The following is a 23,297-nucleotide window of genomic DNA, read 5'->3' as shown; positions in this document are numbered from 1 at the left end:
CTTCGACGTCGTACGACCGCGACCTAGTCGAGATAGTCGCGCAGCACCTGGGAACGCGACGGGTGGCGCAGCTTCGACATGGTCTTGGACTCGATCTGGCGGATGCGCTCACGCGTGACGCCGTACACCTTGCCGATCTCGTCCAGGGTCTTCGGCTGACCGTCGGTGAGACCGAAGCGCATCGAGACGACACCCGCCTCGCGCTCGGACAGGGTGTCGAGGACGGAGTGCAGCTGCTCCTGCAGGAGCGTGAAGCTGACCGCGTCGGCCGGGACGACGGCCTCGGAGTCCTCGATGAGGTCACCGAACTCACTGTCGCCGTCCTCGCCCAGCGGAGTGTGCAGCGAGATGGGCTCGCGGCCGTACTTCTGGACCTCGATGACCTTCTCGGGGGTCATGTCGAGTTCCTTGGCCAGCTCCTCCGGAGTGGGCTCGCGGCCCAGGTCCTGGAGCATCTGACGCTGCACGCGCGCGAGCTTGTTGATGACCTCGACCATGTGCACCGGGATACGGATGGTGCGGGCCTGGTCGGCCATGGCACGGGTGATCGCCTGACGGATCCACCAGGTGGCGTACGTGGAGAACTTGTAGCCCTTGGTGTAGTCGAACTTCTCGACCGCGCGGATCAGACCGAGGTTGCCCTCCTGGATAAGGTCCAGGAAGAGCATGCCGCGGCCGGTGTAACGCTTGGCCAGGGAGACCACCAGTCGGAGGTTGGCCTCCAGGAGGTGGTTCTTGGCACGGCGGCCGTCCTCGGCGATGATCTCCAGCTCGCGCTTGAGCTTCGGCGCCAGCTTGTCGGCATTGGCCAGCTTGTCCTCGGCGAAGAGACCGGCCTCGATGCGCTTCGCGAGCTCAACCTCCTGCTCCGCGTTGAGCAGCGGGACCTTGCCGATCTGCTTGAGGTAGTCCTTGACCGGGTCCGCGGTGGCACCGGCGGCGGCGACCTGCTGAGCGGGCGCGTCGTCCTCGTCCTCGTCGGAGAGCACGAAACCGGCACTCTCGGTACCCTCGGCCTCCTCGCCGGGCTTGGCCTCCTCGACGGCCTCTTCCTCGACCAGCTCCGCGTCGTCCTTCTTGGCGGTCGTCTTCTTGGCCGCTGTCTTCTTGGTAGCGACAGTCTTCTTCACGGCCGTCTTCTTGGCGGGCGTCGCCTTCTTGGCGGCGGCCTTCTTGGCGAGCGTCTCGTCCTCGACGGCGGACTCCGCAGGCGTGGCGGTGGCGGTGGCCTTCTTGGTGGTCACCGTCTTCGCCGCGACCGTCTTGGTAGCGGTGCGCTTGGCCGGACTCTTCGCTGCGACGCTCTTTCGGGTGCGCTTGGGCTCCGCGGCACTGACCATCAGCGTCACACCCTCTTCCTCGAGGATCTGGTTGAGGCTGCGCAGTACGTTCTTCCACTGAGTGGCCGGAATCTGGTCAGCTTCGAAGGCCCGACGCACGTCATCGCCGGCGATCTGCCCCTCAGCCTTTCCCCGCTCAATGAGCGCCATGACAGAGACGGACTCGGCGATCTCCGGCGGGAGCGTACGGGATGTGCTGGCCGACACGAACAACCTCTCGGAACGTTGGAAAACGGCTTCCGGCCCCGTCCACGGCGGACAGGAGCCGACCACCGGCCTGGGGATGGACCGACGGTGCGGGCGGGGGCCGGGAAGATGCACAGCGCCTTGAACGGCGTCCGTATTCCCTCCGCGGCTGTCACCTCTTAGGTCATCGCGCTGTTCCCGCGAGCGTTACGCCCAATCTGCGTGGCCCGAGTCACACCCCGTAAGCGATCAAAGCGGTCAAATACAGGCAAAGGTGGCCAACCATGGCTGCGACCTGCACGCGACGACGGGCCCGCCGACGCGTCGTGCCGTCGGACCCCGCAGGATCCCTGAAGATTCTGCGGGGCCCGACGGGAGCGGTTCGCCGACCAGGCGATGCCCCAGGAGGGGGCGGTATTCCTGGCCGCACCGCCCGTGGTGCGCGGTCAGTGCTCGCGCGGCGCGGGCACCACGCGCTCCACCTCTGGGTGGACGGTGAGCAGTTGACGCATGGCCGTCTCGGCCGCCGTGCCGTCGCCGGCGGCGAGGGCGTCAGCGATCCGGCCGTGGTGCGCCAGCGACGCCTCGGTCGGCCGGTCGCAACCGGCGACCGGGCCGCCGGAGACCTGAAGGGCGGCCGACACGATCCCGGAAAGGTGCTCCAGCATGCGGTTGCCCGCGACCTGGATGAGCAGAGAGTGGAACTCCGCGTCGGCGCGGGAAAAGGTGAGTGCGTCACCCTGAGCCATCGTGCGGCCCATGATCTCGACCATGTCGGTGATCCGCTGCTGGACGTCCTCACGCCCATGCCCCGCGGCGAGCCGAGCAGCGAGCGGCTCGATCGTCCAGCGCAGTTCGCTCAGCTCTCGGCGCTGGTTGTCACGCTGCGGGCCGAAGGCCCGCCACTCGATGATGTCCGGATCAAGGAGGTTCCAGTCACTGACGGGACGCACGCGCGTGCCGACGTTCGGGCGGGCACTGACCAGGCCCTTGGCCTCCAGGACCCGGAGCGACTCGCGGACGACGGTGCGGGAGACCTCGAAACGCTGGCCGATCTCCTCGGGCACCAATGGGCGGTCCGCGCCCAGGTCTCCGGAAACGATCATCTGGCCGAGTTGCTGGACGAGTTGGCCATGCAGTCCGCGTCCCCGGCTGCCGGCGGCACGTCGGCCCACACGGCCCAGCTCCGGGTCCGCGCCGCCCCAGGAGGTGACTCCGACACGGTCGACCGCAGTGGCCTCCGCGTAGGGGTAGCGGTCGAGTTCGCCCGGGCCGGCGAGGCCGGAGTCTGCGGCGCGGGCGGCGGTCATCATGGTGTGCGCAAGGGTACTCACGGATCCTTTGTCGGCGTTGACCCCAACTCCCTTGAGGTCTTTGGTGAAAAGCACACGAAAGGGTGATCGCTCACCCCGTCGCAATTGACGCCTTATCGGAAAGAAATGGGCTTTCTCCGGGAAGTTGTGCGCAGGTCGAGACCGGAAGGGCGCGGGCGGTCGTCAGCGGACCCTGCTGCGCAGGGTCGTGAGCAGATATGCGCAGAGCAGGGCGCTGAGCGACAATGTCAGCGCGCTCCCGACGGGTTGGACGAGCACCCGCGCGACAGCGGACACATAACGCTCTCCACCGAACGGCCACTGCAGCAGGAACACCTCGCGCAGCCGGGTGGAAAACCCTGCCACGACCCGCACGGACGGCCCCTCCAAGGCCTTTTGTACGAGTGGTACGACGACGACGGGTACGGCCACCACCGCGGCGAGCCCGGCCGTGGTGGACCGGGAGACGCCGGCGGCAAGCACGCCCGCCCAGGCGCATCCGACAACGAGTCCGATCCAACTGGCGCCCAGGGAAAGCCAGTCGGCGGGAACATCCGCCAGCTCCCGTCCGTAGACGAGATAGAGCACTTCAGCGTCGCAGCCCACCGTGAGAAAGGCCAGCAGCAGCGCGGTGGCCGCGGTGACGACGAGTTTCGCGGCAAGCAGCCCCAGCCGGCGGGGCACGGTGCCGCGGTCCGCTGCCAGGGCGGGATGCCGGAACTCGTCGCCGAAGGCGAGCGCCCCGAGGAGTCCCGCACCGAGGGCCGCGGGCGGCAGCGGAAGCTCCCGCGGCCACGCGGCCAGCAGGCGCGGCTGCGGAGTGTGTCCGAAACGGGCCAGAAGTACGGCGGTGAGGGCGGAGGTGACAAGGACTGCGGCCCCGGTGAGGAACCCGGTACCGATTCCGGCGGCGCGGCGCAGTTCGTAGCGCAGCGGGCGCATCGGGCTGGGTGCGGAGCGGACGGAAATGGGAGGCGGGAGGGGCGACAGTGGATCGGCGGCCTTGAGCTCTTCGGCGGCGCGTGCGCTTGCCTGGACGGGCCCCTCCCCCTCGATCACGGCGACGGGCGGCTCGGCGCTGCCGACCGCGGGAGCAGCGCTCCCGGTGGATTCCGATTCCCTTGCGTCCGGCTGTGTCCCCTCGGGCGCGTACCGGGCCTCCGAGAGGAGCGGTCCCGCCTCCGGTCCCATGTCCCCGGTCTCGTCTGCGAGTTGGTGGACGAGGACGCCGTGCCGGAAGGCGGCTTCACCGACGTCGGCGCACGTACTGCCGTACACGGACAGTCGATTGCCGCCCTCCCGTACGACCTCGACGGAGCGCTGGGTGGTGCGGGCTTCCTTGGTGATCAGGGCAGCGAGGCGAACGGCGTGGGGGGTACGGACGGCGACGCGGGGGCGCAGCCGGGTGCGGGCGAAGTCCGTGACGTCCTGGTCGGCCACGAGCCTGCCCTTGTCCAGGGTGACCACCCGGTCGGCGGTGCGCGCGGCTTCCTTGGGGTCCGCGGTGGTGAACAGGACCGTGCCCCCCTGGGTGGCGTGGGATCGCAGCATGCCGTGCAGCCAGTGACACTCGCGGGGGGAGAGTCCGTCGGCGGGATCGTCCAGCACGAGTGTGTGGGGGCCCGGAAGCAGCGCGCAGGCCAGGCCGAGGCGGCGGTCCATGCCGCGTGAGAGGGTGCCGAGCCGTTCGTCGCGCAGGCTGACGAGGCCTACCACTTCGAGGACTTCGTCGGCCCGCCGGACCGAGACGCCCGCAGCGGCGCACAGCATGCGCAGATGACCGCGCACGGTACGGGCGGGATGGCCCGGCACGTCGCCCAGCAGAACGCCGACCTCGCGCGACGGGTGGGCGATGCGATGCAGGGGACGACCTCGGAAGTAGGTGATGCCACGGCCCTGTTGAAATTCGAGCATCAGCCTGAGCGTGGTCGTCTTGCCCGCGCCCTCCGCTCCGAGGAGGGCGGTGGCACAGCCTGCGCGCGCTTCGAAGGTGAGGTCGTCGACCGCGGGCGGGCAGTGCTTGCGGGAGTTACTGGTCAGTCCGAAGGCCTGGATCACCTGAAGCAAGATAGCGTGCTATGTCCGTTTTTTCGGGCATCCGAAGGCCTGCACGGCAGCGGACGAGCGGTGCCTTCGGATGCCTGTACGCCATTCGGAACGAAGGACGGTTCAGCGGGGGGAGCAAAGGCAGTCGGACGCTCGTCTCGTCTGCCCCGGTGTCACACCTCGGGGCGCAACATGGGCGGGTTGAGCAGGGTGGCTCCGCCGGCGCGGAAGAGCTGGGCGGGGCGCCCGCCCTGACGGGTGGTCGTGCCGCCGGTGGGGACGAGGAAGCCGGGCGTGCCGGTCACCTTGCGGTGGAAGTTGCGCGGGTCGAGCGCTACGCCCCACACCGCCTCGTAGACACGGCGCAGCTCGCCGACCGTGAACTCCGGCGGGCAGAAGGCGGTGGCCAGAGAGGAGTACTCGATCTTCGAGCGGGCTCGTTCCACGCCGTCCGCCAGGATCTGGGCGTGGTCGAAAGCGAGCGGCGCGACGGGTTCGCCGTCGCGGCCGTAGCCGCCCTGCTGCAACAACTCCTCGACGGGTGCCCACCGCGCGTTGCTGGCGTCACCGCCCGCCCGGGGAGCCGGCAGGTCGGGAGCGAGGGCGAGGTGCGCAACGCTGACCACCCGCATCCGGGGGTCCCGCTTGGGGTCGCCGTAGGTCGCAAGCTGTTCCAGATGGGCACCGTTGTCCTGAACGGGGACGGACGGATCGTGGGCGCGCAGCCCGGTCTCCTCGGCCAGTTCACGCGCCGCCGCCTGCGCCAGATCCTCGTCGGCCCGTACGAAGCCGCCGGGGAGCGCCCAGCGCCCCTGGAACGGCGGTTCCCCCCTGCGCACCGTCAGCGCGCACAGGGCGTGGCGGCGCACGGTCAGCACGACCAGGTCCACGGTGACGGCAAAGGGCGGGAAGGCTGACGGGTCGTAGGGCATGCGGTGATCATAGTCGTCTGCTTGACGATAAACACTCCCTTCGTCAGCCGTGTGCGGGTACAGGTCCACTGCTGTCCGTCGGCGCGTCGTGGTCGCTCACGTACGTCGTCCGATGGCATGTCGTCCGAGGTCACGCCCCCAGCTGCAGTCCCTCGGCCGCCTCCTCGACCATGGCGAGACCGAGCCGGCTGACGCGTACGGAGAAGGGGGCGCCCGCGATCCTCAGACCGGTCAGACCGATCTCGCCGAGGGGTGCGCTGCGCACCGGACGCAGGGTGATCGTGCCGGTCGGGGCGTCGGGACGGATACCTGCGAGGGTCGTCAGCAGCAGGACTCCTGCGGCCGCCGTCGTGGCCGCCGGACGACAGGCCGCCGGGTGGGGAAGCGGGGTGCTGCCCTCGGTGCGCTGCTCTCCCGCGTACATCTCGGGGAGCCGGTGGCCGAAGGTCTCGGCGGCCGCCAGGACACCCCGCAGCAGCGAAGTGGCCTCCTTCTCGTATCCGGCGGCGGCCAGGCCCGCCACGGCGACCGCCGTCTCGTGAACCCGTACGGCCCCGGAGCGGTGGCCGAACGGGTTGTAGCCCGCCTCCTTCACGCCCAGTCCGCGCAGGCCCCAACCCGAATCCATTGCCGGGCCCCCGAGCAGCCGGGCAACCTGTTCGGTCTGCGCCCGGTCGAGCAGGCCTGACGCCTGGTTGCCTCCACCCAGCAGCCCGGTGTCGAGCAGATGCGAGGCCGCGGAGCCGAGGTGCGGCAGGAGGCGCCCGTCGGAGGCACGGGCTGCCGCCGGCCGACCGCCGCCGCGGGCCTCGATCCAGAACTCCTCACGAAAGGCCGTCCGCAGCCGCCCCGCCCACTGCCGCAGCTCCTCGCCACCGTGTCGGCCGCACGCGTCGAGCAGGTCGGCTCCGAGGAGCGCCGCCCGGTGGGCGTGTGCCTGCGTCTCGCACCGAACGGGGCCACCTGGGTGCGGGTCACCCAGATACGTCCCGTCGCCCACGGTGGTCCGCAGCCAGGCCAGACAGCGCTCGGCCGCCGGCAGCAGTTCCTCCGTCTCCTGCTGCGAGAGACCCCAGCGGCGGGCTTCCGACAGCAGTACGGGAAACAGCAGGGTCGCCTCCGTGCCCGTATAACTGGGCGGCAGATGCGGTCCGGCGTCCCGTCGTGGGCCTGGGATCATGCCCGACTGCGGTGCCGGGCCCCGGAGTTGTGCACGCGCGAGGGTACGCAGTGTGCCCGCCGCCAGGCGGGTGCCCAGGGGCAGCGCCATCCGGGCGGCGGCGAGCGCCTCGGCGGGGGCCATGCCACAGCGCCAGGGCACTCCGGCCGCCACATGTGTGTCAGTCGGGTGAACCGGGTCACGCAGCAGAAGGGCCTGGAGGTCCTCGACGCTCGTGTGCAGCAGCGCCCGGACGCCGGGGTGGTCGCCGGCCGCGCGTGCCGGGGCAAGGGGGCTCGTCGCCGTCCGCCCGGCGGCGCGAACGGGTCCGGCGCCTTCGACATGTACGCGCAGTTCCACACTCACCGTGCCGCCCGGGGCCAGGTCGAACTCCCAGCGCAGCAGCCCCGCGGAGGCCAGGGCGTCGTTGGGCGGGGGGTCGGCCGTGACCGACGCGGTGCCGCCGAGGCCGGACCACCGCAGGCCGGAGGCGTAAACGGTGGCGGGCAGTTCGGGCCCCGCTCGGCCGGACGCAATCGCTCCCAGGTCCACCAAATCTGTGCCCAGCGCGACCTCCACCGGCAGCCGGAGCGGGCGGGAAGCCGCGCTGTGAAGAGTGATGCGTTCCGTGCCGTCCGCGTTCCGGATACGTTCAACCACGACGTCCGGATCCGGGCCGGAGCCGGGGGACACGCGCAGCGTTGCCACGAAGCGGGCACGGTCCGCTGCGACCGTCCGGGCCTGGATCGCGGTCGGTTCACGTCCGGCGATGCGGACCTGGCAGCGCGAGAGCACGCGTCGTCCCGCTCGGTAGAACCCTTCCAGCCCCTGCCCGGTCAGTTGCCCCTGCTCAGTGGAAATGGCGAGACCGGGGAGCGCGACGCAGATGAGGGCGGTGTGTGCCGGGGGGATTTCGCCCGGCCGACGGAAAGCCGGGACCGGCGCTGGGTGGCCTGGTAAAACGGGCGGAGGCGGGCGACGGCCCGTGGCAGGGGACGAAGCCGCGCTCTGGCGGGTCAGCGGGCCACCCTGGCTCCTCGGCGGCCGCCCGGGAGTCGTCGGCGGAGCCGGTCGGCGAGGCTGGTCCGCGGGCGGGGGCTGGTTCTGCCCCGTGGGTGCGGGTGGGCGCCGTTTTGGCCCCTCCCATGGAAACGGCCGCTGATCCTGCCCGGTGGGCAAGTGCCCCTGATCCACAGGCTGATCGGACTGCTGCCCTTTCACTTGGCCTGATGGCAGGCAGGAGGAGTCATCCGGCAGCGGGGAGTTTCCTCCTCTCCAGGTCGATGTCGGCGTACCGACGGGTGGACGGTCGTTGTCGACTGCGGAGGGCGGAGTCGGCTGATGCAAGGGCGGCTTCCTCTGCGCTCGGTGCGCCTCGGGCGTCTTCGGCGCCGGGTGGGGGGGCTCTTGAGGAGCGAGGGCGGTATGACGGTGCGGTACGGCCAGGCGTTCCGCCACTCAGGTGAACGGGACGCGCCCCTGCGGAGTCACGCCCCCGGGTCCTGGAAGCCGACCGAATGGCGGGACGGACGTCTGCGGGAGAACTTCTCGCAGGCGCCCACCGCGGGCTGAGTCCGCCCCTTACACATCGCAGCCCGTCCGCTGCCCTCGCCCGGGACGGCCAGGTCAACCGGGAGATCGTCTCTCTCCCCCGGATCTCCAAGGACGCCCAGCACTCCGTCCGTCGCAGTCCACGCGCCGTGCGCCGCAGTCGGCAGGTGAGCCCGTCGAGCAGGCCGCTCCTCCGCCTGTGGCTGATCACGGCGTTCCCTCGGTGTCGTCACCTGCCGACAGCACGCCATCGGAGCAGGCTCCTCGGCGCCGGGCGTTTCCCTTCCCCGAGGAGCGCTGCCCCGCGCCGTCCTTCCCCGGAGGCCGGAGGCGTGACTCTCCCACCCCGGCGGTGCCACGGCGGGTGCCGGCCGTTGGCCGGGTACGGGCCCGGGGCTCATTCCTTCCGGACGGTCGTCCTCCTGCCTCTGCAGGACGAGGGCGGCCTTCCGGAGGTGAACCGGCGCGTGTCCGCCGTCGGCGTCGGGAAGCCGCCTCAGATGTAGGCGGCGAAGTCGCCGCGTCACCACAGGGCACGTCGCCACGGGACACATCCTGCTGCGCGAAGACCTGGGTTTCCTCTTCGGCGGATACTGCGGAGTGGCGATGTGTCGGTACTTCAGCTTGCGCCGCAGCATCCGCCCCTTCGCCGGCGAGGCGCGCACGCGCCGTGCGCGCCTCGCGTTCCGCGCGGAGGCAGGAGCGGATCGATTCCGGATCCAGGCCCTCGTTGCAGGCCTGGTGCAGGAGCCGAGCGAAAACGTAGTCGGGGTCGGCGCCCAGTGCCATGGCCAGGGCTTCCCTCGCCTCGATCTCGTCGCCGGCCGACCATGCGACCCAGCCGGCGAGAGTGAGCAGCGCCGCCGCGTGTTCGCCGTACGGCCCGACGCAGCGGCGGGCCAGGGCACGCCACAGGCGTAGAGCGGGGCCAGCTTCGTCACCCTCCATCCACTCGGCTGCCCGATCGCGGGTCGTGCGGTCCTGGAGGCCGAGGATCAGCGTGGCTGCTTCCTCGTGTCCGAGCAGCGCGTCGTCCCGCAGGTCCGCCTGGAGGGCGCCGGAGACCGGCGGAACCTCGGCGAGCCGGGTCATGATCCGCTCGGCGAGTTCCACCGTCTCCTCGGCCACGGCCAAGCGGTCGGCTTCGTCGAGCATCCTGGGAACCCGGGCCATGCTCGACGTGTCCAGAACGATCTCCTGCTCCAGCGCCGCGGCGGTCTCCCACGGCAGCAGCCTGGCCCGCAACTCGCGCAGTGTGCCGCGCACTTGAAGCCCGGCGTAGGTCGCGGCTGCTGCCAGCACGGATGTGCCGGGCAGCCCCATCGGGATTCCGTCCACGGGGCAGCATCCCTCGCTCGGGCAGCAGTACGACCAGAAGCGCCCGCCGGAAATGCACAGCGCCTCGATGACCGGCACGTCGAGCCGACCGCACTCCCTGCGCAGCAGCCCGGCGAGGCCGGCCAGCCGCTGCATGACCTGCTGCCCGGACTCGCCCTGTGCCGGTTCCTGGCACAGGTAGGCAACCATCTGCTCCGGCTTGACACCCCTCCGCTCGCTGCCCGTGATCAGACCGTGGGCGAGCTGCCGCGCCGCGGACTCCCAGTCGTCCTCGTTCGGGGGGATGCCGAGCCGGGCCCGTCCACCGAACCGGCCCCGCCCGCCCCGATCATGCAGGGCGACCAGGACGATGCTGTCCTCGGGTCGGTACCCGAGAAGATACGGCAGGGCGTCGGCCAGTTCGCCCGGCGTGCGCAGGGTGATCTGATGATCGCTTCCGTGTGCGTCGTACGTGACGCACTCGACGTGCTCGTCGGCTCCGGCACTTCCGCCGTCGGCGCCCCGCGCCCCCGGTGTCTCGTATCCGTCTCGTCCACCGATGTCGCCGTTACCAGCGGATCCAGTCGTTTCGCTGTGATTCGTCATGCGCAGACGATCTCGCGGATCGCGATGTTCCGCTTGCACCTGTGGATAAGTCCGATCAGGGACACATCAACGACAACTCGTGGCGCTGACCTTTCCACAGGCGCCGAGTCCGTCTGTCAGGGCCGTCCTGTTGTATGGACGTATGACGCACACAAGCAAAGCGGAACTGCACGCGGTAGCCGATACGGTCCTCGCCCGGCTGGTCGGGGACCCCACTGGGTCGGCCCGGCCGCACGGGAACCAATAGCGGGGGATCGAGGCACTGGTCGCCGACAAACGGCGGGCTCAGCCGCCACCGCGACGTGGGTTTGGTGGCACCAGCGAGGGTGATGGCCGCGATGGCTGGGCGGTCTGCAGCCCGGTGGGCGGCGCGTTTGAGGGGCCAGCTGGCGACTTTGCGTTTGATGACGCGGGGGTTGGCCCGGCGGCGTCGCCGTGGCAGGAGGCGTTCGAGGAGTTCAGCGTGGGTGGCCTTGACCGCGCGGGCGAGTCGACCGGGGGGAAAATGCCGCCTGGTCGGTGACCTGGCGGCGCACGACGCGCAGTGAGCGGGTGAAGGAGATCCGGTCGGGGTCGCGTTCGGCTTGTCGGGCGGCCTGGTGCATCAGGCGCCGGATGGCGTGGTGGACGAGCAGAAAGCCGTAAAGCTCCTGCTCGGCCCCGTCAGGGTGCTGCGAACGCAGTACCAGGTGCGACCCGCACAGGTGAGTCTTGATTTCGTCGAGGGTGGACTCGAACTCCCATCGCTGGGCGTAGAGGGCGGCCAGTTCCGCGGCTGGGGCCTTGTCCGGGTCGAGGATCGTGGTGATGAGCCGGTAGACGCCCTCATGGCCGGCGATCGTGTATTCCACCGCGCGTACTGGCACCCCACGACGGGTGTGGTGGATGTCGCTCCGGTCGAAAATTTCGGTGAGGTAGGAGCCGTCCGACAACTGCTCGACCACCGGCAGTACGAGGTCTTTGCGGACTCGCCACAGCAGGTCCGCCCCCGTGGCCGCGGCTGTGCGCCACAGGTCCACGCCGTAGAAACCACGGTCGGCCACCAGCAGCATCCCCGGCCGCAGGGACACCAAGACCGCCCGGGCCAGAGCCTGCTCTCCAGTACGCAAAGCTCCGATCGCAGCATCGAAGACAGCGTGGGTGCCACACTCCACCAGGCCCACCAGGCCCACCATGCGCAACTGCGGGTAGCCGACGTCCTGTTCGCCGCGCCCGGAGCGAGGAGGACGACCAAACGCCTCCACGTTCGCCTTCGTGTCGGGCAGGTCGAACGTGGTGCCGTCGATCGCGGTCAGCCGCCAGTCACGGTAGAAGGCACCCTGAATGTCCGGTGTGGCAACCGGACGACACACCCGCGCGAACAGCTGCCGCAGCGGCGCCACACCCAGCCGAGACCTGACCTTCCAGATCGCCGCCGTACTCGGCACCACCCACGACGTACGCCAACGCCGCGCACCCTGCAAACCCACAGTCAGCAGCCGAGCGACCTCCTCATAGCTCTGCCCGGAGAACAGGCACATCGCCAACACGAAGTAGACCTCCAGCCGGGCCGGCAACAGCCGGTTCCGCTGCTGCACCCGACCGGTCTCCGCCAACACCTCGTCCACAAGCGACTGAGGAAACGCCTGTGTCAGCACCTCGACCGCGACCCGGTCCGACAACCGCTCACCAGATGACTTCAGTTGACCCGCTCTTGCCACACCAACAACAACGACCGGATTGCCCCTAAATTACCGGTATTGCTACTAGCCTCGCTGTTTCGCGCGCCCAGCAGACTCGGAGGTCTTCGTGATGTGATTGTTCTTGGGTCGTAAGCTCATTGCCGCCTACAACTGGGTAGGCCCTCCTCAGCTCGGCGGCCCGAAGCACCAGATCGGCGCTGGGCGCCGCCTGCAACCGTCGTGACGCCATGGCGGTGACGCCTTCGAGTTCAAGCCGCGGCAGAACGAGTGTGTGCGCCGCGACCACATTTCGGCACGCGGGAGCCTCCGTTGCCATCTCCAGGCCGGGCGACCGCTGGACCGCCCGACGTGTCGTGGCCATCGCCGATCTACTCACCGAGCATTGCGCCCGCCTGGCAACCCTCTTCGAGACGACCCCTCCCGCATCAGCCGCTGACTGAGCGCGACTCCGACACCGCGGCCGCCACGCTGAACCGCCCTCAGGATGCCCGGAAGTTGAGGTCCCTGGACGCCTATCCGGCCAGGGCAAGGACCAGCGGGAGCACCTGCTCGACACCGGCCTGCCGCAGGAAGCGGGCGCCTACCGCCAGGCTCCAGCCGGATTCGGTGTAGTCATCGACGAGCAGGACCGGGCCGGGAGTGCCGGCCAAGGCTGCGGCGAGTTCGTGGGGCACAGCAAACGAGGCGGCCAGGGCGCGCAGCCGCTGGGCGGAGTTGCTGCGGTGCGCCGCATACTCATCCGCCTGCGGAGCGTAGGCCAGGCTGCCCAGCAGCGGGAGCCGACCGACCCGGGCCACGCCCTCAGCCAGTGAGACGACTAGTTGCGGGCGGGTGCGGGACGGCATGGCGACGATCCCCACCGGCCGAGTCAGCGCGTCCGGGGCGTCGCTGGCCCAGCCGCCCGGCGAGCGGGCCCAGTCGGCCAGCACCGTCACGACGGCGGCCAGCACGTCGTCCGGGACCGGCGCATCCGTAGCCTGCGCCGACAGCAGGGGACGCAGCCGGTTGCCCCAGCCGATGTCCGACAGTCTGCCCAACGCGCGCCCGGTGACGGCCTGCTGGCCCACAGGGATACGGCCCTTCAGATCCATGCCGACCGCGGCGAGTCCAGTCGGCCACATCTTGCGCGGCTCGACCTCCACCCCCGGGCGGTCCAGCTCGCCCGTCGCTGACGCGAGGGCTGCGGGAGACACGACCGCCTCCAGCCAGGGTCCGGCGCAGTTGTCGCAGCGTCCGCACGGGACCGCCTTCTCATCGTCCAACTGCCTCTGCAAGAACTCCATCCGGCACCCCGCGGTCGCCACATAGTCCCGCATGGCCTGCTGCTCGGCCGCCCGCTGCTTCGCGACCCAGGCGTACCGCTCCGCGTCGTACGCCCACGGCTGCCCGGTGGCGGTCCAGCCCCCCTTCACACGCTTGACCGCACCGTCCACGTCCAGGACCTTCAGCATCGCCTCCAGCCGCGAACGCCGAAGATCCACCAACGGCTCCAGCGCTGGCAGCGACAACGGGCGACCCGCCTCCTCCAGTACCGCCAGCGTCCGCCGCACCTGCTCCTCCGGCGGGAAGCCCACCGAAGCAAAGTACGCCCAGATCGCCTCGTCCTCCCGCCCCGGCAACAGCAGCACATCCGCATGATCCACCCCACGCCCCGCGCGCCCCACCTGCTGGTAATAGGCGATCGGGGACGAGGGCGATCCCAGGTGCACCACAAACCCCAGGTCCGGCTTGTCAAAGCCCATCCCCAGCGCCGAGGTGGCGACCAGAGCCTTCACTCGGTTGGCGAGCAGATCCTCCTCCGCCTGCAACCGGTCAGCGTTCTCGGTCTTCCCCGTGTAGGAAGCCACCGGATACCCGCGCTGCCGCAGGAACGCCGCGACTTCCTCCGCTGCGGCGACCGTCAGCGTGTAGATGATTCCCGAACCCGGCAGATCCCCCAGCCGGTCCCCCAGCCACGCCAGCCGGTGCGCCGCATCCGGCAAGTCCAGCACCCCCAGCCGCAAGCTCTCCCGGTCGAGCGGTCCGCGCAGAACCAGAGCATCGCCGCCACCCGTGCCCAGCTGCTCGGCCACGTCCGCGGTCACCCGCGCGTTCGCGGTCGCCGTCGTGGCCAGTACCGGCACGCCCTCCGGCAGCTCCGCCAACATCGTGCGCAGCCGACGGTAGTCGGGACGGAAGTCGTGTCCCCAGTCGGAAATACAGTGCGCCTCATCGACCACGAGCAGACCGGTCGTGGCCGCGAGCTTGGGCAGCACCTGATCCCTAAAATCCACGGAATTGAGGCGTTCAGGGCTGACGAGGAGAACGTCGGTCTCGCCGCGCTCCACCTCCCCGTAGATGGTGTCCCACTCCTCCGGGTTGGCCGAGTTGATCGTCCGCGCCTGGATACCGGCCCGCGCCGCCGAATCGACCTGGTTACGCATCAACGCCAGCAGCGGCGAGATGATCACCGTCGGGCCGGCGCCACGCCGACGCAGCAGAGCGGTGGCCACGAAATACACCGCCGACTTGCCCCAACCGGTGCGCTGGACCACCAGCGCCCGTCGGCGCTCTTCCACCAGGGCCGACACCGCCTGCCACTGGTCCTCCCTCAGCCGCGCCGCCCCCCCAGGGGCACCGACGAGCTCAGCGAGGATGGCATCGGCTTCAGCACGGAGCTCCAGGTTGTCCATGCCCCCATGCAACCCGATGGCACTGACAATCAGCGAATCCACCCAGCGTGGCGGTCACCTCGCGCACGGAGCGCCCGGCAAGCACCTGCCGGCATGAGCAGAAACCGCTCTTGCTCCGCACCGAGCGGCGCCACGATTGCTCAGAGCAGCCGTAACAACTGCTGGGGAATCAGCGGCAGATGAAAGGGGCGTGCCCAAACGGTCTGCCGGCCTGTTCCCAGACCGGGATCCTCATAGGCTGCGGACCGGCTACTGACACAGGGCAGGCCAGAATCTAAAATTCGAACAACATTTCGATTAATGGGGAGCGCCACGGGTGACGGCACAGCGAGAAGCTTGGTTCCCGACGCATCTCCGATGACAGTGTTGCGCCATGGTTGAACGCTGGACTGTGTCCGCATTTGTACAGGGCTAGAACTGCTGGCGCTACCAGTGACCTGATCACTTGCCGGACTCACGTGAGGACCCTGCCCGAAAGGCACCCGGTGGCGGCAACCTGGTTTGCGCAGGGTGCGAGCCCGTTTCTGGCGGTACGGGGCTGACTCATGGCCTCGCCTCGGCAGGCCCGCACCACCCTTCGGGCGCCCGTCCAGCCGTACGAACGTGCCTCGCTCGAACCTCCGGCGCGTCGCGTCCAACACACTGGGTAGGGATATAGAGAGCAAATTGCCAAATAAGGGTCGGCGAGCCTAATTGCTCGTTGCCGCAACCCAGTTCGACAGGAAGAATTGAGGTTCGCTCCCCGCACGCCCGCCGTGGTCCGGTAGGACTTCGCTGCGGTGCGCGCTCCCCGAATCCGACCCTGCCCGCAGTGTGGGCGCGTAGCCGAAGGGAGGACCGTGACCTTCGGATTCGCTCCGTCCTCGGCAGCACCGACGTCGTCCTCTGCCGATCTGTCCGCCGCACCCGCCAACCCATTGGCCCGTCTGCTCGAACCCGCGGAGTGGGCCGCCGCAGGAATTCCCCTGCTGCGCAATCCTCGTGAGGTCGTCAGCGGGCTGCACACACGTCATCACCCAAAGCGGGCGACGGCGGTCGTAGCGGTCCTCGATTCCGACGAACGTCTCGCGGCGAGCGCCTCGTTCACCCGCGGAGCGGCACCGGCGGACGGCTGGATCTTCCGCAACGTGCTGCTCGCCCAACTCCGCCAAGTGATCCCGCACGACCTACGGCGCCGGACACCCGTGCGCACCGCCGTGCTGCTCTACTGCCGCGAGGGCGAAGCACGTTGGACGGAGGAGGACGGCGCGTGGATGTGGGGACTGCGTGACGCCTGCACTCTGCACGGACTGCGCTGCGGGGCGTACATCACGCTGACCCGAGACGGTTGGCAGGTTCTGGGCGAGGGCCGCGGCGGGCGCCGCCCGAACGCGGACTCCGCGCCGGAACCCTTCGGGCTGTCCGAGGCGCCGCCCCCGCCACGGCGCACAGGCGGCGCCACGTCGGAGGTCCTCCGGCGCGCAGCGGCTCGCTGACGCCGGCAGGCCTCGCCGCTCGGACTGCGCCCCCTTGCTCTGGTACTCCCGCCACTCCACGGCGACGCGGGTACGTTTCCTACGACGACCGGGCCACTCGCCAGTACGGGCTTGATGCAGCCATACGAAACCCAGCCCGCCCGACATACGGTCGCGCTGCAGGCAGCGGAATCCCCTGCCTGCCTCACCACCGCGGGATGATCCGCACGGGGCAAGTTCTCCATCACGAGCACACGGACAACCTCGTCTTTTCCCGACGACGAAGCACAGACGGAACGCATACAGCACGCGTACAGAGCGCATGCGCGCAGGCTGGTGGAGTCTCCGCTGTGCAGGTGCCGCCGTGGCGGCACCCTCGTCACCCCCGACGCCCCCGGGAGATACCGATTACGGGTCAGACGCCCGCGACCAGCACCGAGTTGATCTGCTGCGGGTCGCCGCAGACGATCAGCAGGGCACCGGCCCGGGCGTGAGCCAGCGGCAGGACGTCGACGGCAGCCGCGGCGGGACCACCATTGACGGCGACCACGACCACGGGACGGGACCCGGCACGCGAGATGGCAGCGGCGTCGGTGTAGAAGACGTCGTCCCCCGCGTCGTGCTGCGCCCAGTAGGAGGCCTCACCGAAGGACAGTTCGTGGGCAGCCCACGGGTGCTGTTCGCCGGTGGTGATCACCAGCACTTCGCCGGGGGCACCTCCTGAGTCAAGCAACAGGTCGACGGCTTCTTCGGCAGCATCGAGCGCGCCCTCGGCGGAGGCCGGAACCAGCTGGACCTGCGGGGCAGCCGCAGCGGGAGCGGCGGCGACAGGGGTGGCAGGGCCCGACGTTCCGGGCTTGGCCACGGCCACGCCACGCGGCGCACGTTGCACCGGCGGCGCCGGCCGCAACGGGCCGGGGCGACCGGGGCGAGGGTGGGCCGCGGGGCGGGGACCGGGTACAGGACGGGGGGTCGGCGCGGTACGGCCACTGGCCGGGGTGGCGCGGGGACCCTGGGCACTCTCGTGAATCTGAGGCTCCTCGGGAATGAGAGGCATGAGTTTATATCCATCAAACGCTAGTACGGATCGCGGCGGCGGGTGGCACGTGAGTGCGAGCGGAATCGTCAGAAATCGAAGCCGAGCTGACCCTCGATCTCCGGAACGCTTCCGTCCGCCCAACTGCGAACCTTCTTGAGGTGCCGCCACTGAGGCAGCGCATCAAGATACGCCCACGACAACCGGTGGTACGGAGTGGGGCCCCGCTCCTCCAGTGCGGCCTTGTGCACGGGGGACGGATATCCGGCGTTGGCCGCAAAGTCGAAGTCTGCATGGTCGATACCCAGTTCGGCCATCATTTTGTCGCGCTGAACCTTGGCGATCACGGAAGCCGCCGCGACGGCCACGCATGAACGGTCGCCCTTGATCACCGTACGGACGTTCCAGGGTGGCCCCAGGTAGTTGTGCTTACCGTCGAGAATCACCGCGTCCGGACGGATCGGCAGGGCTTCCAGGGCACGCACGGCCGCTGTACGCAGGGCAGCCGTCATCCCCATCCGGTCGATCTCCTCGTGAGAGGCATGTCCCAAGGCGTACGCCGTCACCCATCCCTGCAACGTCGGGGCGAGCTCTGTGCGCCGCTTGACGGTGAGCAGTTTGGAGTCGGTGAGGCCTTCGGGGGGCCGACGCAGTCCGGTGATCGCCGCGCAGACGGTGACAGGGCCCGCCCAGGCGCCGCGCCCCACCTCGTCGACACCGGCAATGATCTTCGCTCCAGTCGTGGCGCGGAGGGAGCGCTCGACGGTGTGAGTAGGCAGTTCGTACGGCATGGCGCCCTTAGCGTACGCCGCCGGGATCATCGTCCGACACCCCGGCTTCCCGGAACGGCTTCACGAGGCGCCGCGCACCTTGCTTACGCACGCATCGGCCGAACCAGCGGAAGCATCAACTGGTCGATCATCTCCTCAAGATCCCGATCACTCCATTCGCTTGCGCACATCTTGGAGCGATACATCATCATCGCCGGGATGGCGTCGAAGACATATCCGTTCGCGGCGTCGGGTCGCACCTCATCACGCACGATACCTCGGTTGATGACATCGCGGAGCAGCTTGACGGTCGGCTCCACGACACCCTTGACGATCACGTCATGGAGGCGATCCGCCTCTGCGGGGTCACATTCGTGAATCACCGCACGAAGAGCGAATCCGGGGCGGGAGAACATCGCCTCGCGGACCCACCGGCACAGGGCCAGCAGATCCGCGCGCACGTCTCCCAGATCGGGTGCCTCCTCAAGATGCGGCAGCCCGGCCTGCAGGGCATCTGCGACGAGGTCCTCCTTGGAGGGCCAGCGGCGGTAGACCGCAGCCTTGCCCGTCTGAGCCCCGGCGGCGACCCCCTCCATCGTCAGCCCCTTCCAGCCGACCGTACTGAGCTTGTTCTTCTACATCGTGCTCTTCGTGCAGAACGTGCTGGGGTACAGCCCGATCAAGGCCGGTCTCGCCTTCCTGCCGGTGACGGTCGTGATCGCGCTGGGGGCGGGCCTGTCGCAGCGGTTCCTGCCGGTCCTCGGTCCCAAGCCGTTCATGCTGGTGGGTTCGGCGCTCGCGGCGACCGGGCTGGCCTGGCAGACCCTCATCAGCTCCGACAGCTCGTATGTCGGCGGGGTCCTCGGGCCGATGTTGGTGTTCGGCTTCGGCATGGGCCTGAACTTCGTGACGCTGACGCTCGCCGCGGTCTCCGGAGTCGCCCAGCACGAGGCCGGTGCGGCGTCCGGACTGCTCAACGCCATGCAGCAGGTGGGTGGTTCGCTCGGCCTGTCCATCCTGACGACGGTGTTCGGCTCGGCCAGCAAGAACGAGGCGGAGAAGCAACTGCCGAAGTTCCTCGCCGACGGATCGGCGGAGCAGAAGGCGGAGTTCACCAAGACGCAGCAGCTGCCGTCGCCCTGGGGTCATGAAGTGCTGGCTCAGGGCATCTCGACGGGCTTCATCGCGGCCGCGGCGATGGCCGTACTCGCCCTCGTGACCGCATGGTTGGTGATCAAGGTTCGGAAGAGCGATCTGGAGGCCCTCGCCGGCACGGCAGGGCCGGGCCTCGGCTGAACCGGGCGGCCCCACGAAAAGGTGCGGATGGCCGGATTTCGTTCGGGGGGCCGACGACGAGGACGCCGGTCCGGCCATCCGCATGCGAGGCGGTGCTGTCGTCGACGCGGCCATCGCGGCCGGCCAGGCCCACAACACCACGAGACCCAGTACCAACTGCATGGCCACCTCCTGCGTCCCTCGTGTCCATCACCTGTGTGAGCTCATGCCCCACACAGCCGATGACACAAGAACGCTCGACTGGTCACACAGAGTTCCCGGCGCGCACGGAGAGTTTCAGCGCCTCTCTCCACCCGCGTTCCGGCGGACGGCCCCCTGGATGAGTGCGAGACGGCAGAGGGATCTGTCAGACAGTGGCGGTAACCCACTCCGGAACGGCTTCCGTCCGCGCCACCCACTCGGCGGGTGGCGTCCCCGCCTTCCCTGACGCGATCACTCCGCCCACGATGGCGCAGTTCGTGTCCACATCGCCGCCGACCTGTGCGGTGGTCCAGAACGCCTGCTCGTAGTCCCCCAGGGACCGGGCTGCCGACCAGAGCGCGAAGGGCACCGTGTCATGGGCCGTCGTGCGCCGTCCGCAGCCGAGCACGGCCGCGACGGTGGCCGCGTCGGCGTAGTCGAGCATGTCCCGGGCCCGACGCAGGCCCGCGCCGACGGCGCTCTTCGGGACGAGCGCGATGACGCCGTCGAGGAGCGCCTCGGCACTCGGCGGTCCGCCCGTGGCGGCGGCCAGCGCGGCGGCGGCGGCGACGGCCATGGCACCGACCACTGCCTCGCGGTGCTGGTGCGTGGGGTAGGCGGAGATCTCCGCCTGGTGGATCGCCTGCTGCGGATCGTCCGCGTACCAGGCACCCAGAGGGGCGATGCGCATCGCGGCGCCGTTGCCCCAGGACCCCTGCCCGTTGAAGAGCCCGGAGGCGAGTTCACGCCAGTCGCCGCCCTCGCGGACCAGCCGCAGCAGGCGGTTGACCGCGGGGCCGTAGCCGCGGTCGAAGTCGTGGTGGGCTGCGAAGGAACGGGCCAGGGCGTCCTGGTCGATGCGGTGGTGGGCGGCCAGGACGGCGACCACGGAGCCGGCCATTTCCGTGTCGTCGGTCCACTGCCAGGGGCCGGGCGGCAGCGCGCGGCCCTTCAGCAGCAGGTAGTTCACCGGCACGAAGAACTGCGACCCCAGCGCGTCCCCCACCGCCAGTCCGCGAAGGCTGGCCAGGGCGCGGTCCAGGCGCCCTTCGGGAGCGGAGTCAGCGGTCATCGCCCTGCCCCTCTAATCGGTGATCCCGTACGGTTCCGGATCCCGCCAGCGTTCGAAGGGCCGGTCCAGCGCGTACTTGCCGTCGTCCCCGAGAACGAGCATCCGCATCTCCGCGTTCCCCGGGTTCGACAGCGACTCGAAGTCTGCGACCGTCCAGTGGAACCAGCGCATGCAGAACAGGCGCATGGCCAGACCATGGGTGACCAGCAGCACGTTCGGCGGGTGGTCAGGGGCTTCGAAACTGCGGTACAGGCTCTCCAGGAAGCCACCAACCCGGTCGTACACATCGGCCCCGGACTCGCCTTGCGCGAAGCGGTAGAAGAAGTGTCCGTACGCGTCCCGGTAAGCCTTCTGGAGGCGGACGTCGTCCCGGTCCTGCCAGTTCCCCCAGTCCTGTTCACGCAGCCGGGGCTCCTCGCGCACCCGTATGAGCTCGGGGTCGAGGTGGAAGGCGCGCAGTGTCTCGTGCGTACGGCGGTACGGGGAGACGTACACGCTGACACGCTCGCGGCCGAAGACCTCACGGAGCCGCTTTCCGCTCTCCTCTGCCTGTTGCCCGCCCCGCTCGGTCAGGGCGAGGGAATGGTCGGGTTCACGTTCGTACACGGAGTCATCAACATTGCCCGTTGACTCGCCGTGCCGGACAAGGACGATGCGCCGTGGTCGTGCCATGCCAAAACCCTAGATCGGATGAGGCTCCGCCGAGCACCCGTATGGGCCCCATACAGCGTAGGTCACACACTTCCCGCGCCATGAGCACCACCAGGATGCACAAAAAGCGGTTATGTCAGACCGTCCAACTCGGTTCGAGCTCAACTATGTCGCCGGTCAGGGAGGCGATGTCCGCCTCCGTCTGGGCTCGCAGGGCGAGCCGCTCCACGCGCTCGGTGCGGTACTTGCCGTGTTCGGCGGCTGACCGCCACATCGACAGGACCAGGAACTCGTGTCCCGGCGCCTCGCCGAACATGCCCCGGATCATGCCGGGCGAGCCGGCCATCGCGGGGTTCCAGACCTTCTCCTGCATCAGCGTGAAGTGCTCGGCGCGCTCCTCGTGGACGCGGCAGTGGGCGACCCGTACCAGGTCGGCGTCCGTGAACCGGGGTTCGAAACCGGTCTTCACATCGAAGCGGTAGTCGAACAGCGTGGCCTGGATGTCCTTGAAGGTGCCCGACTGGGCCGCCGCCAGCCGGTCATGGGAGCGGGCCATGAAGGAGTCGTAGAAGGCACGGCTCTCCCAGAAGGCGAAGATGTGCGCCACACCCTGTCGCCCCCGGCTCCAGCCGCCCCCCTGTCCCCGAAACCCCGGCTCCCCCAGAAGCCCCGCCCATTTTCGCTGCCCCCGCTCGAAACCGCGGCGGTCCACCACGGTGCAGCGAATCCACTTGACCAGCACCGCGCCATGGTAAGGCCACGGAGCGTGGCGGTGGTCACGCTCGTACGGAGTGCTCTTCCACGAAACGGCACGCGCGCGTGGCAGGATGGACAACCTGCCTTGCCTGCCCGGAAGTTCGGGTCGGCACCACAGGGGGAAGGGGAAGTCTGGTGAACGGCCTCAGCAAGGGCATCCGCAAAGTCGAGATCGCACTCAAGTGGGACCCGAGTGCGGCAGGGGAGCCGCCGACCGATCTGGACGTTGTGGCGGCGACCTATCTGGCGAGTGATCCCTATGGGGATCCCGCCTATGTCGTGCACTTCGACAGCCGCTCCCCCGACGGCACGATCTACCTCAATCGGGACAGCACGGACGGCAAGGGCTTCGGCTGGGACGAGGTCATGACCATCGAACTCGACCGGCTCGACGCCCGCTACGCGCGCGTGGTGGTCGGCGTGGTCATCCAACAGCGCACGGACCACCGCACCTTCGTCAGCGTGATCAATCCGGCTCTGCGCATACGTGAGGGCTACACCGTTCTGACCGAGGACGACTTCGGCAGCGTACTCGGAGCGACGGCGTCGACGGTCGCCGTGTTCGTACGGCAGGACGGCGGCACCTGGGACTTCCACCCCGGCCTCCACGGCTTCGAGGACGACCCCGCGACCTTCACGGCGACCATGGGGCGGCCGCACAACCCCTGACCGTCAGGCCGGGGAGACGCGAACGCCACCCGTGAGCGGTCCTGTCCCCCGGCCCTCGACGGGACGGCGTGGACGGCCCCCAGCCCGGGTTTACGGCGCCACGAGATCAGCGAGCCATATCAGCCCGCCGGCTTCGTCCGCGAGGCCCGCCCACGCCGCCTCACATCGCTCGGCAGGTCGAGAGGACGAGGTACGAGGTCCCGGCGTCGTCCCGACGCCCTGCGAGTTCGAGGTCGTCGGACCAGGCGGGTGACTACGCGGTCAGCGGGCGACAGCCGCCGCGTCGGCGCAGCGCTGGGCTGTCGGTCCAGACGCCCCGCCTGGTCCACCCGATCTTGGCCGCCCTGGGCTCCAGGACGGCCTCGTGCAGCGCGGTCACTCGCGCGGCATCGGTCCCGTCCTCGTGGCACCCGCGCGGACAAGCCCCTCGAACGGGCTCACTGGTGCGTAGGGCGTGACAGCGAGTCCGCCTCGACGGCCGAGGGGCGGGGGGGGGGGGGGCCCCGCGCCCCCCCCCCCCCCCACCGCCCCCCCCCCCCCGGGGGGGGGTATAAGCGGCAGCCCCGGGGGGAGGCGCCCCCCCCCCCCCGGTTTCCCGGGCCCGCCCCC

The 23,297-nt window shown here is 69.6% G+C and carries 16 protein-coding genes and 2 pseudogenes; 4 read left to right on the top strand and 14 right to left on the bottom strand.

Translation table 11 applies throughout. The features are described 5' to 3' along the window. Window positions 1-23 precede the first annotated feature (23 nt). The 5 genes from M2271_RS32800 to M2271_RS32780 form a co-directional block, all read right to left on the bottom strand. Entirely contained in the window at window positions 24-1,547 is a 1,524-nt protein-coding gene (locus M2271_RS32800; protein ID WP_280891043.1) for an RNA polymerase sigma factor, read from the bottom strand. 425 nt (window positions 1,548-1,972) lie between these two features. After that, complete coding sequence (locus tag M2271_RS32795) at window positions 1,973-2,860, bottom strand: FadR/GntR family transcriptional regulator (RefSeq protein ID WP_280891042.1); 888 nt, start codon at window positions 2,858-2,860, stop codon at window positions 1,973-1,975. A gap of 162 nt (window positions 2,861-3,022) precedes the next feature. Next, the gene (locus M2271_RS32790; RefSeq protein WP_280891041.1) at window positions 3,023-4,897 is read right to left on the bottom strand and encodes an ATP-binding cassette domain-containing protein; all 1,875 of its coding nucleotides are present in this window, start codon (window positions 4,895-4,897) and stop codon (window positions 3,023-3,025) included. A 161-nt stretch (window positions 4,898-5,058) separates the two neighbouring features. Next, window positions 5,059-5,817 carry an NUDIX hydrolase gene (locus M2271_RS32785; RefSeq protein ID WP_280891040.1) on the bottom strand — a complete coding sequence of 253 codons (759 nt, stop codon included), beginning with the start codon at window positions 5,815-5,817 and terminating at the stop codon, window positions 5,059-5,061. A 130-nt stretch (window positions 5,818-5,947) separates the two neighbouring features. Continuing rightward, window positions 5,948-7,864 carry a glycogen debranching N-terminal domain-containing protein gene (locus tag M2271_RS32780; RefSeq protein WP_280891115.1) on the bottom strand — a complete coding sequence of 639 codons (1,917 nt, stop codon included), beginning with the start codon at window positions 7,862-7,864 and terminating at the stop codon, window positions 5,948-5,950. 537 nt (window positions 7,865-8,401) lie between these two features. On the opposite strand from M2271_RS32780, the gene M2271_RS32775 reads away from it, so the two are divergent. Continuing rightward, entirely contained in the window at window positions 8,402-8,548 is a 147-nt protein-coding gene (locus M2271_RS32775) for a hypothetical protein (protein ID WP_280891039.1), read from the top strand. Window positions 8,549-8,734: 186 nt separating this feature from the next. Here the strand turns inward: M2271_RS32775 and M2271_RS32770 are convergent, their stop codons facing one another. The 3 genes from M2271_RS32770 to M2271_RS32760 all read right to left on the bottom strand — a co-directional run bounded on the left by M2271_RS32770 (window position 8,735) and on the right by M2271_RS32760 (window position 14,804). Next, window positions 8,735-10,450, bottom strand: a complete 1,716-nt coding sequence (locus M2271_RS32770) for a DUF4192 domain-containing protein (RefSeq protein WP_280891038.1) — start codon at window positions 10,448-10,450, stop codon at window positions 8,735-8,737. 458 nt (window positions 10,451-10,908) lie between these two features. Next, on the bottom strand, window positions 10,909-12,150 hold the full coding sequence (locus M2271_RS32765; protein ID WP_280891037.1) for an IS4 family transposase: 1,242 nt from the start codon (window positions 12,148-12,150) through the stop codon (window positions 10,909-10,911). Window positions 12,151-12,644: 494 nt separating this feature from the next. Beyond that, the gene (locus M2271_RS32760; RefSeq protein WP_280891036.1) at window positions 12,645-14,804 is read right to left on the bottom strand and encodes a RecQ family ATP-dependent DNA helicase; all 2,160 of its coding nucleotides are present in this window, start codon (window positions 14,802-14,804) and stop codon (window positions 12,645-12,647) included. Window positions 14,805-15,643: 839 nt separating this feature from the next. On the opposite strand from M2271_RS32760, the gene M2271_RS32755 reads away from it, so the two are divergent. Then, window positions 15,644-16,279, top strand: coding sequence for a hypothetical protein (locus M2271_RS32755; protein ID WP_280891035.1), 636 nt, complete (start codon window positions 15,644-15,646; stop codon window positions 16,277-16,279). 394 nt (window positions 16,280-16,673) lie between these two features. On the opposite strand, the gene M2271_RS32750 is transcribed toward M2271_RS32755, so the two are convergent. The 3 genes and pseudogenes from M2271_RS32750 to M2271_RS32740 all read right to left on the bottom strand — a co-directional run. Continuing rightward, window positions 16,674-17,315, bottom strand: coding sequence for a hypothetical protein (locus M2271_RS32750; RefSeq protein ID WP_280891034.1), 642 nt, complete (start codon window positions 17,313-17,315; stop codon window positions 16,674-16,676). Between the two features lie 68 nt (window positions 17,316-17,383). Beyond that, window positions 17,384-18,085, bottom strand: a complete 702-nt coding sequence (locus tag M2271_RS32745) for a ribonuclease HII (protein ID WP_280891033.1) — start codon at window positions 18,083-18,085, stop codon at window positions 17,384-17,386. An 83-nt stretch (window positions 18,086-18,168) separates the two neighbouring features. Beyond that, a pseudogene (locus M2271_RS32740) lies at window positions 18,169-18,693 on the bottom strand (TetR/AcrR family transcriptional regulator); the annotation flags it as partial. Here M2271_RS32740 and M2271_RS32735 point away from each other — a divergent pair. Beyond that, a pseudogene (locus M2271_RS32735) lies at window positions 18,692-19,360 on the top strand (MFS transporter); the annotation flags it as partial. The pseudogenes M2271_RS32740 and M2271_RS32735 sit on opposite strands and share 2 nt — an antisense overlap. Before the next feature lie 346 nt (window positions 19,361-19,706). Here M2271_RS32735 and M2271_RS32730 read toward each other — a convergent pair. The 3 genes from M2271_RS32730 to M2271_RS32720 all read right to left on the bottom strand — a co-directional run bounded on the left by M2271_RS32730 (window position 19,707) and on the right by M2271_RS32720 (window position 22,005). Then, window positions 19,707-20,612, bottom strand: coding sequence for an ADP-ribosylglycohydrolase family protein (locus tag M2271_RS32730; RefSeq protein ID WP_280891032.1), 906 nt, complete (start codon window positions 20,610-20,612; stop codon window positions 19,707-19,709). Between the two features lie 12 nt (window positions 20,613-20,624). Further along, window positions 20,625-21,284 carry a histidine phosphatase family protein gene (locus M2271_RS32725; protein WP_280891031.1) on the bottom strand — a complete coding sequence of 220 codons (660 nt, stop codon included), beginning with the start codon at window positions 21,282-21,284 and terminating at the stop codon, window positions 20,625-20,627. 115 nt (window positions 21,285-21,399) lie between these two features. After that, window positions 21,400-22,005, bottom strand: a complete 606-nt coding sequence (locus M2271_RS32720; RefSeq protein ID WP_280891030.1) for a YdbC family protein — start codon at window positions 22,003-22,005, stop codon at window positions 21,400-21,402. A 149-nt stretch (window positions 22,006-22,154) separates the two neighbouring features. Between M2271_RS32720 and M2271_RS32715 the strand changes: the two genes are divergently transcribed. Further along, window positions 22,155-22,688 (top strand): TerD family protein, encoded by a 534-nt coding sequence (locus tag M2271_RS32715; RefSeq protein ID WP_348539209.1) that lies wholly within the window; start codon window positions 22,155-22,157, stop codon window positions 22,686-22,688. Window positions 22,689-23,297 lie beyond the last annotated feature (609 nt).

This window comes from Streptomyces sp. LBL, from assembly GCF_029893585.1.
Classification (GTDB): Bacteria; Actinomycetota; Actinomycetes; order Streptomycetales; family Streptomycetaceae; genus Streptomyces.
Note: the sequence above shows the minus strand (reverse complement) of the source record. Positions and strands in the feature narration are given on the sequence as shown.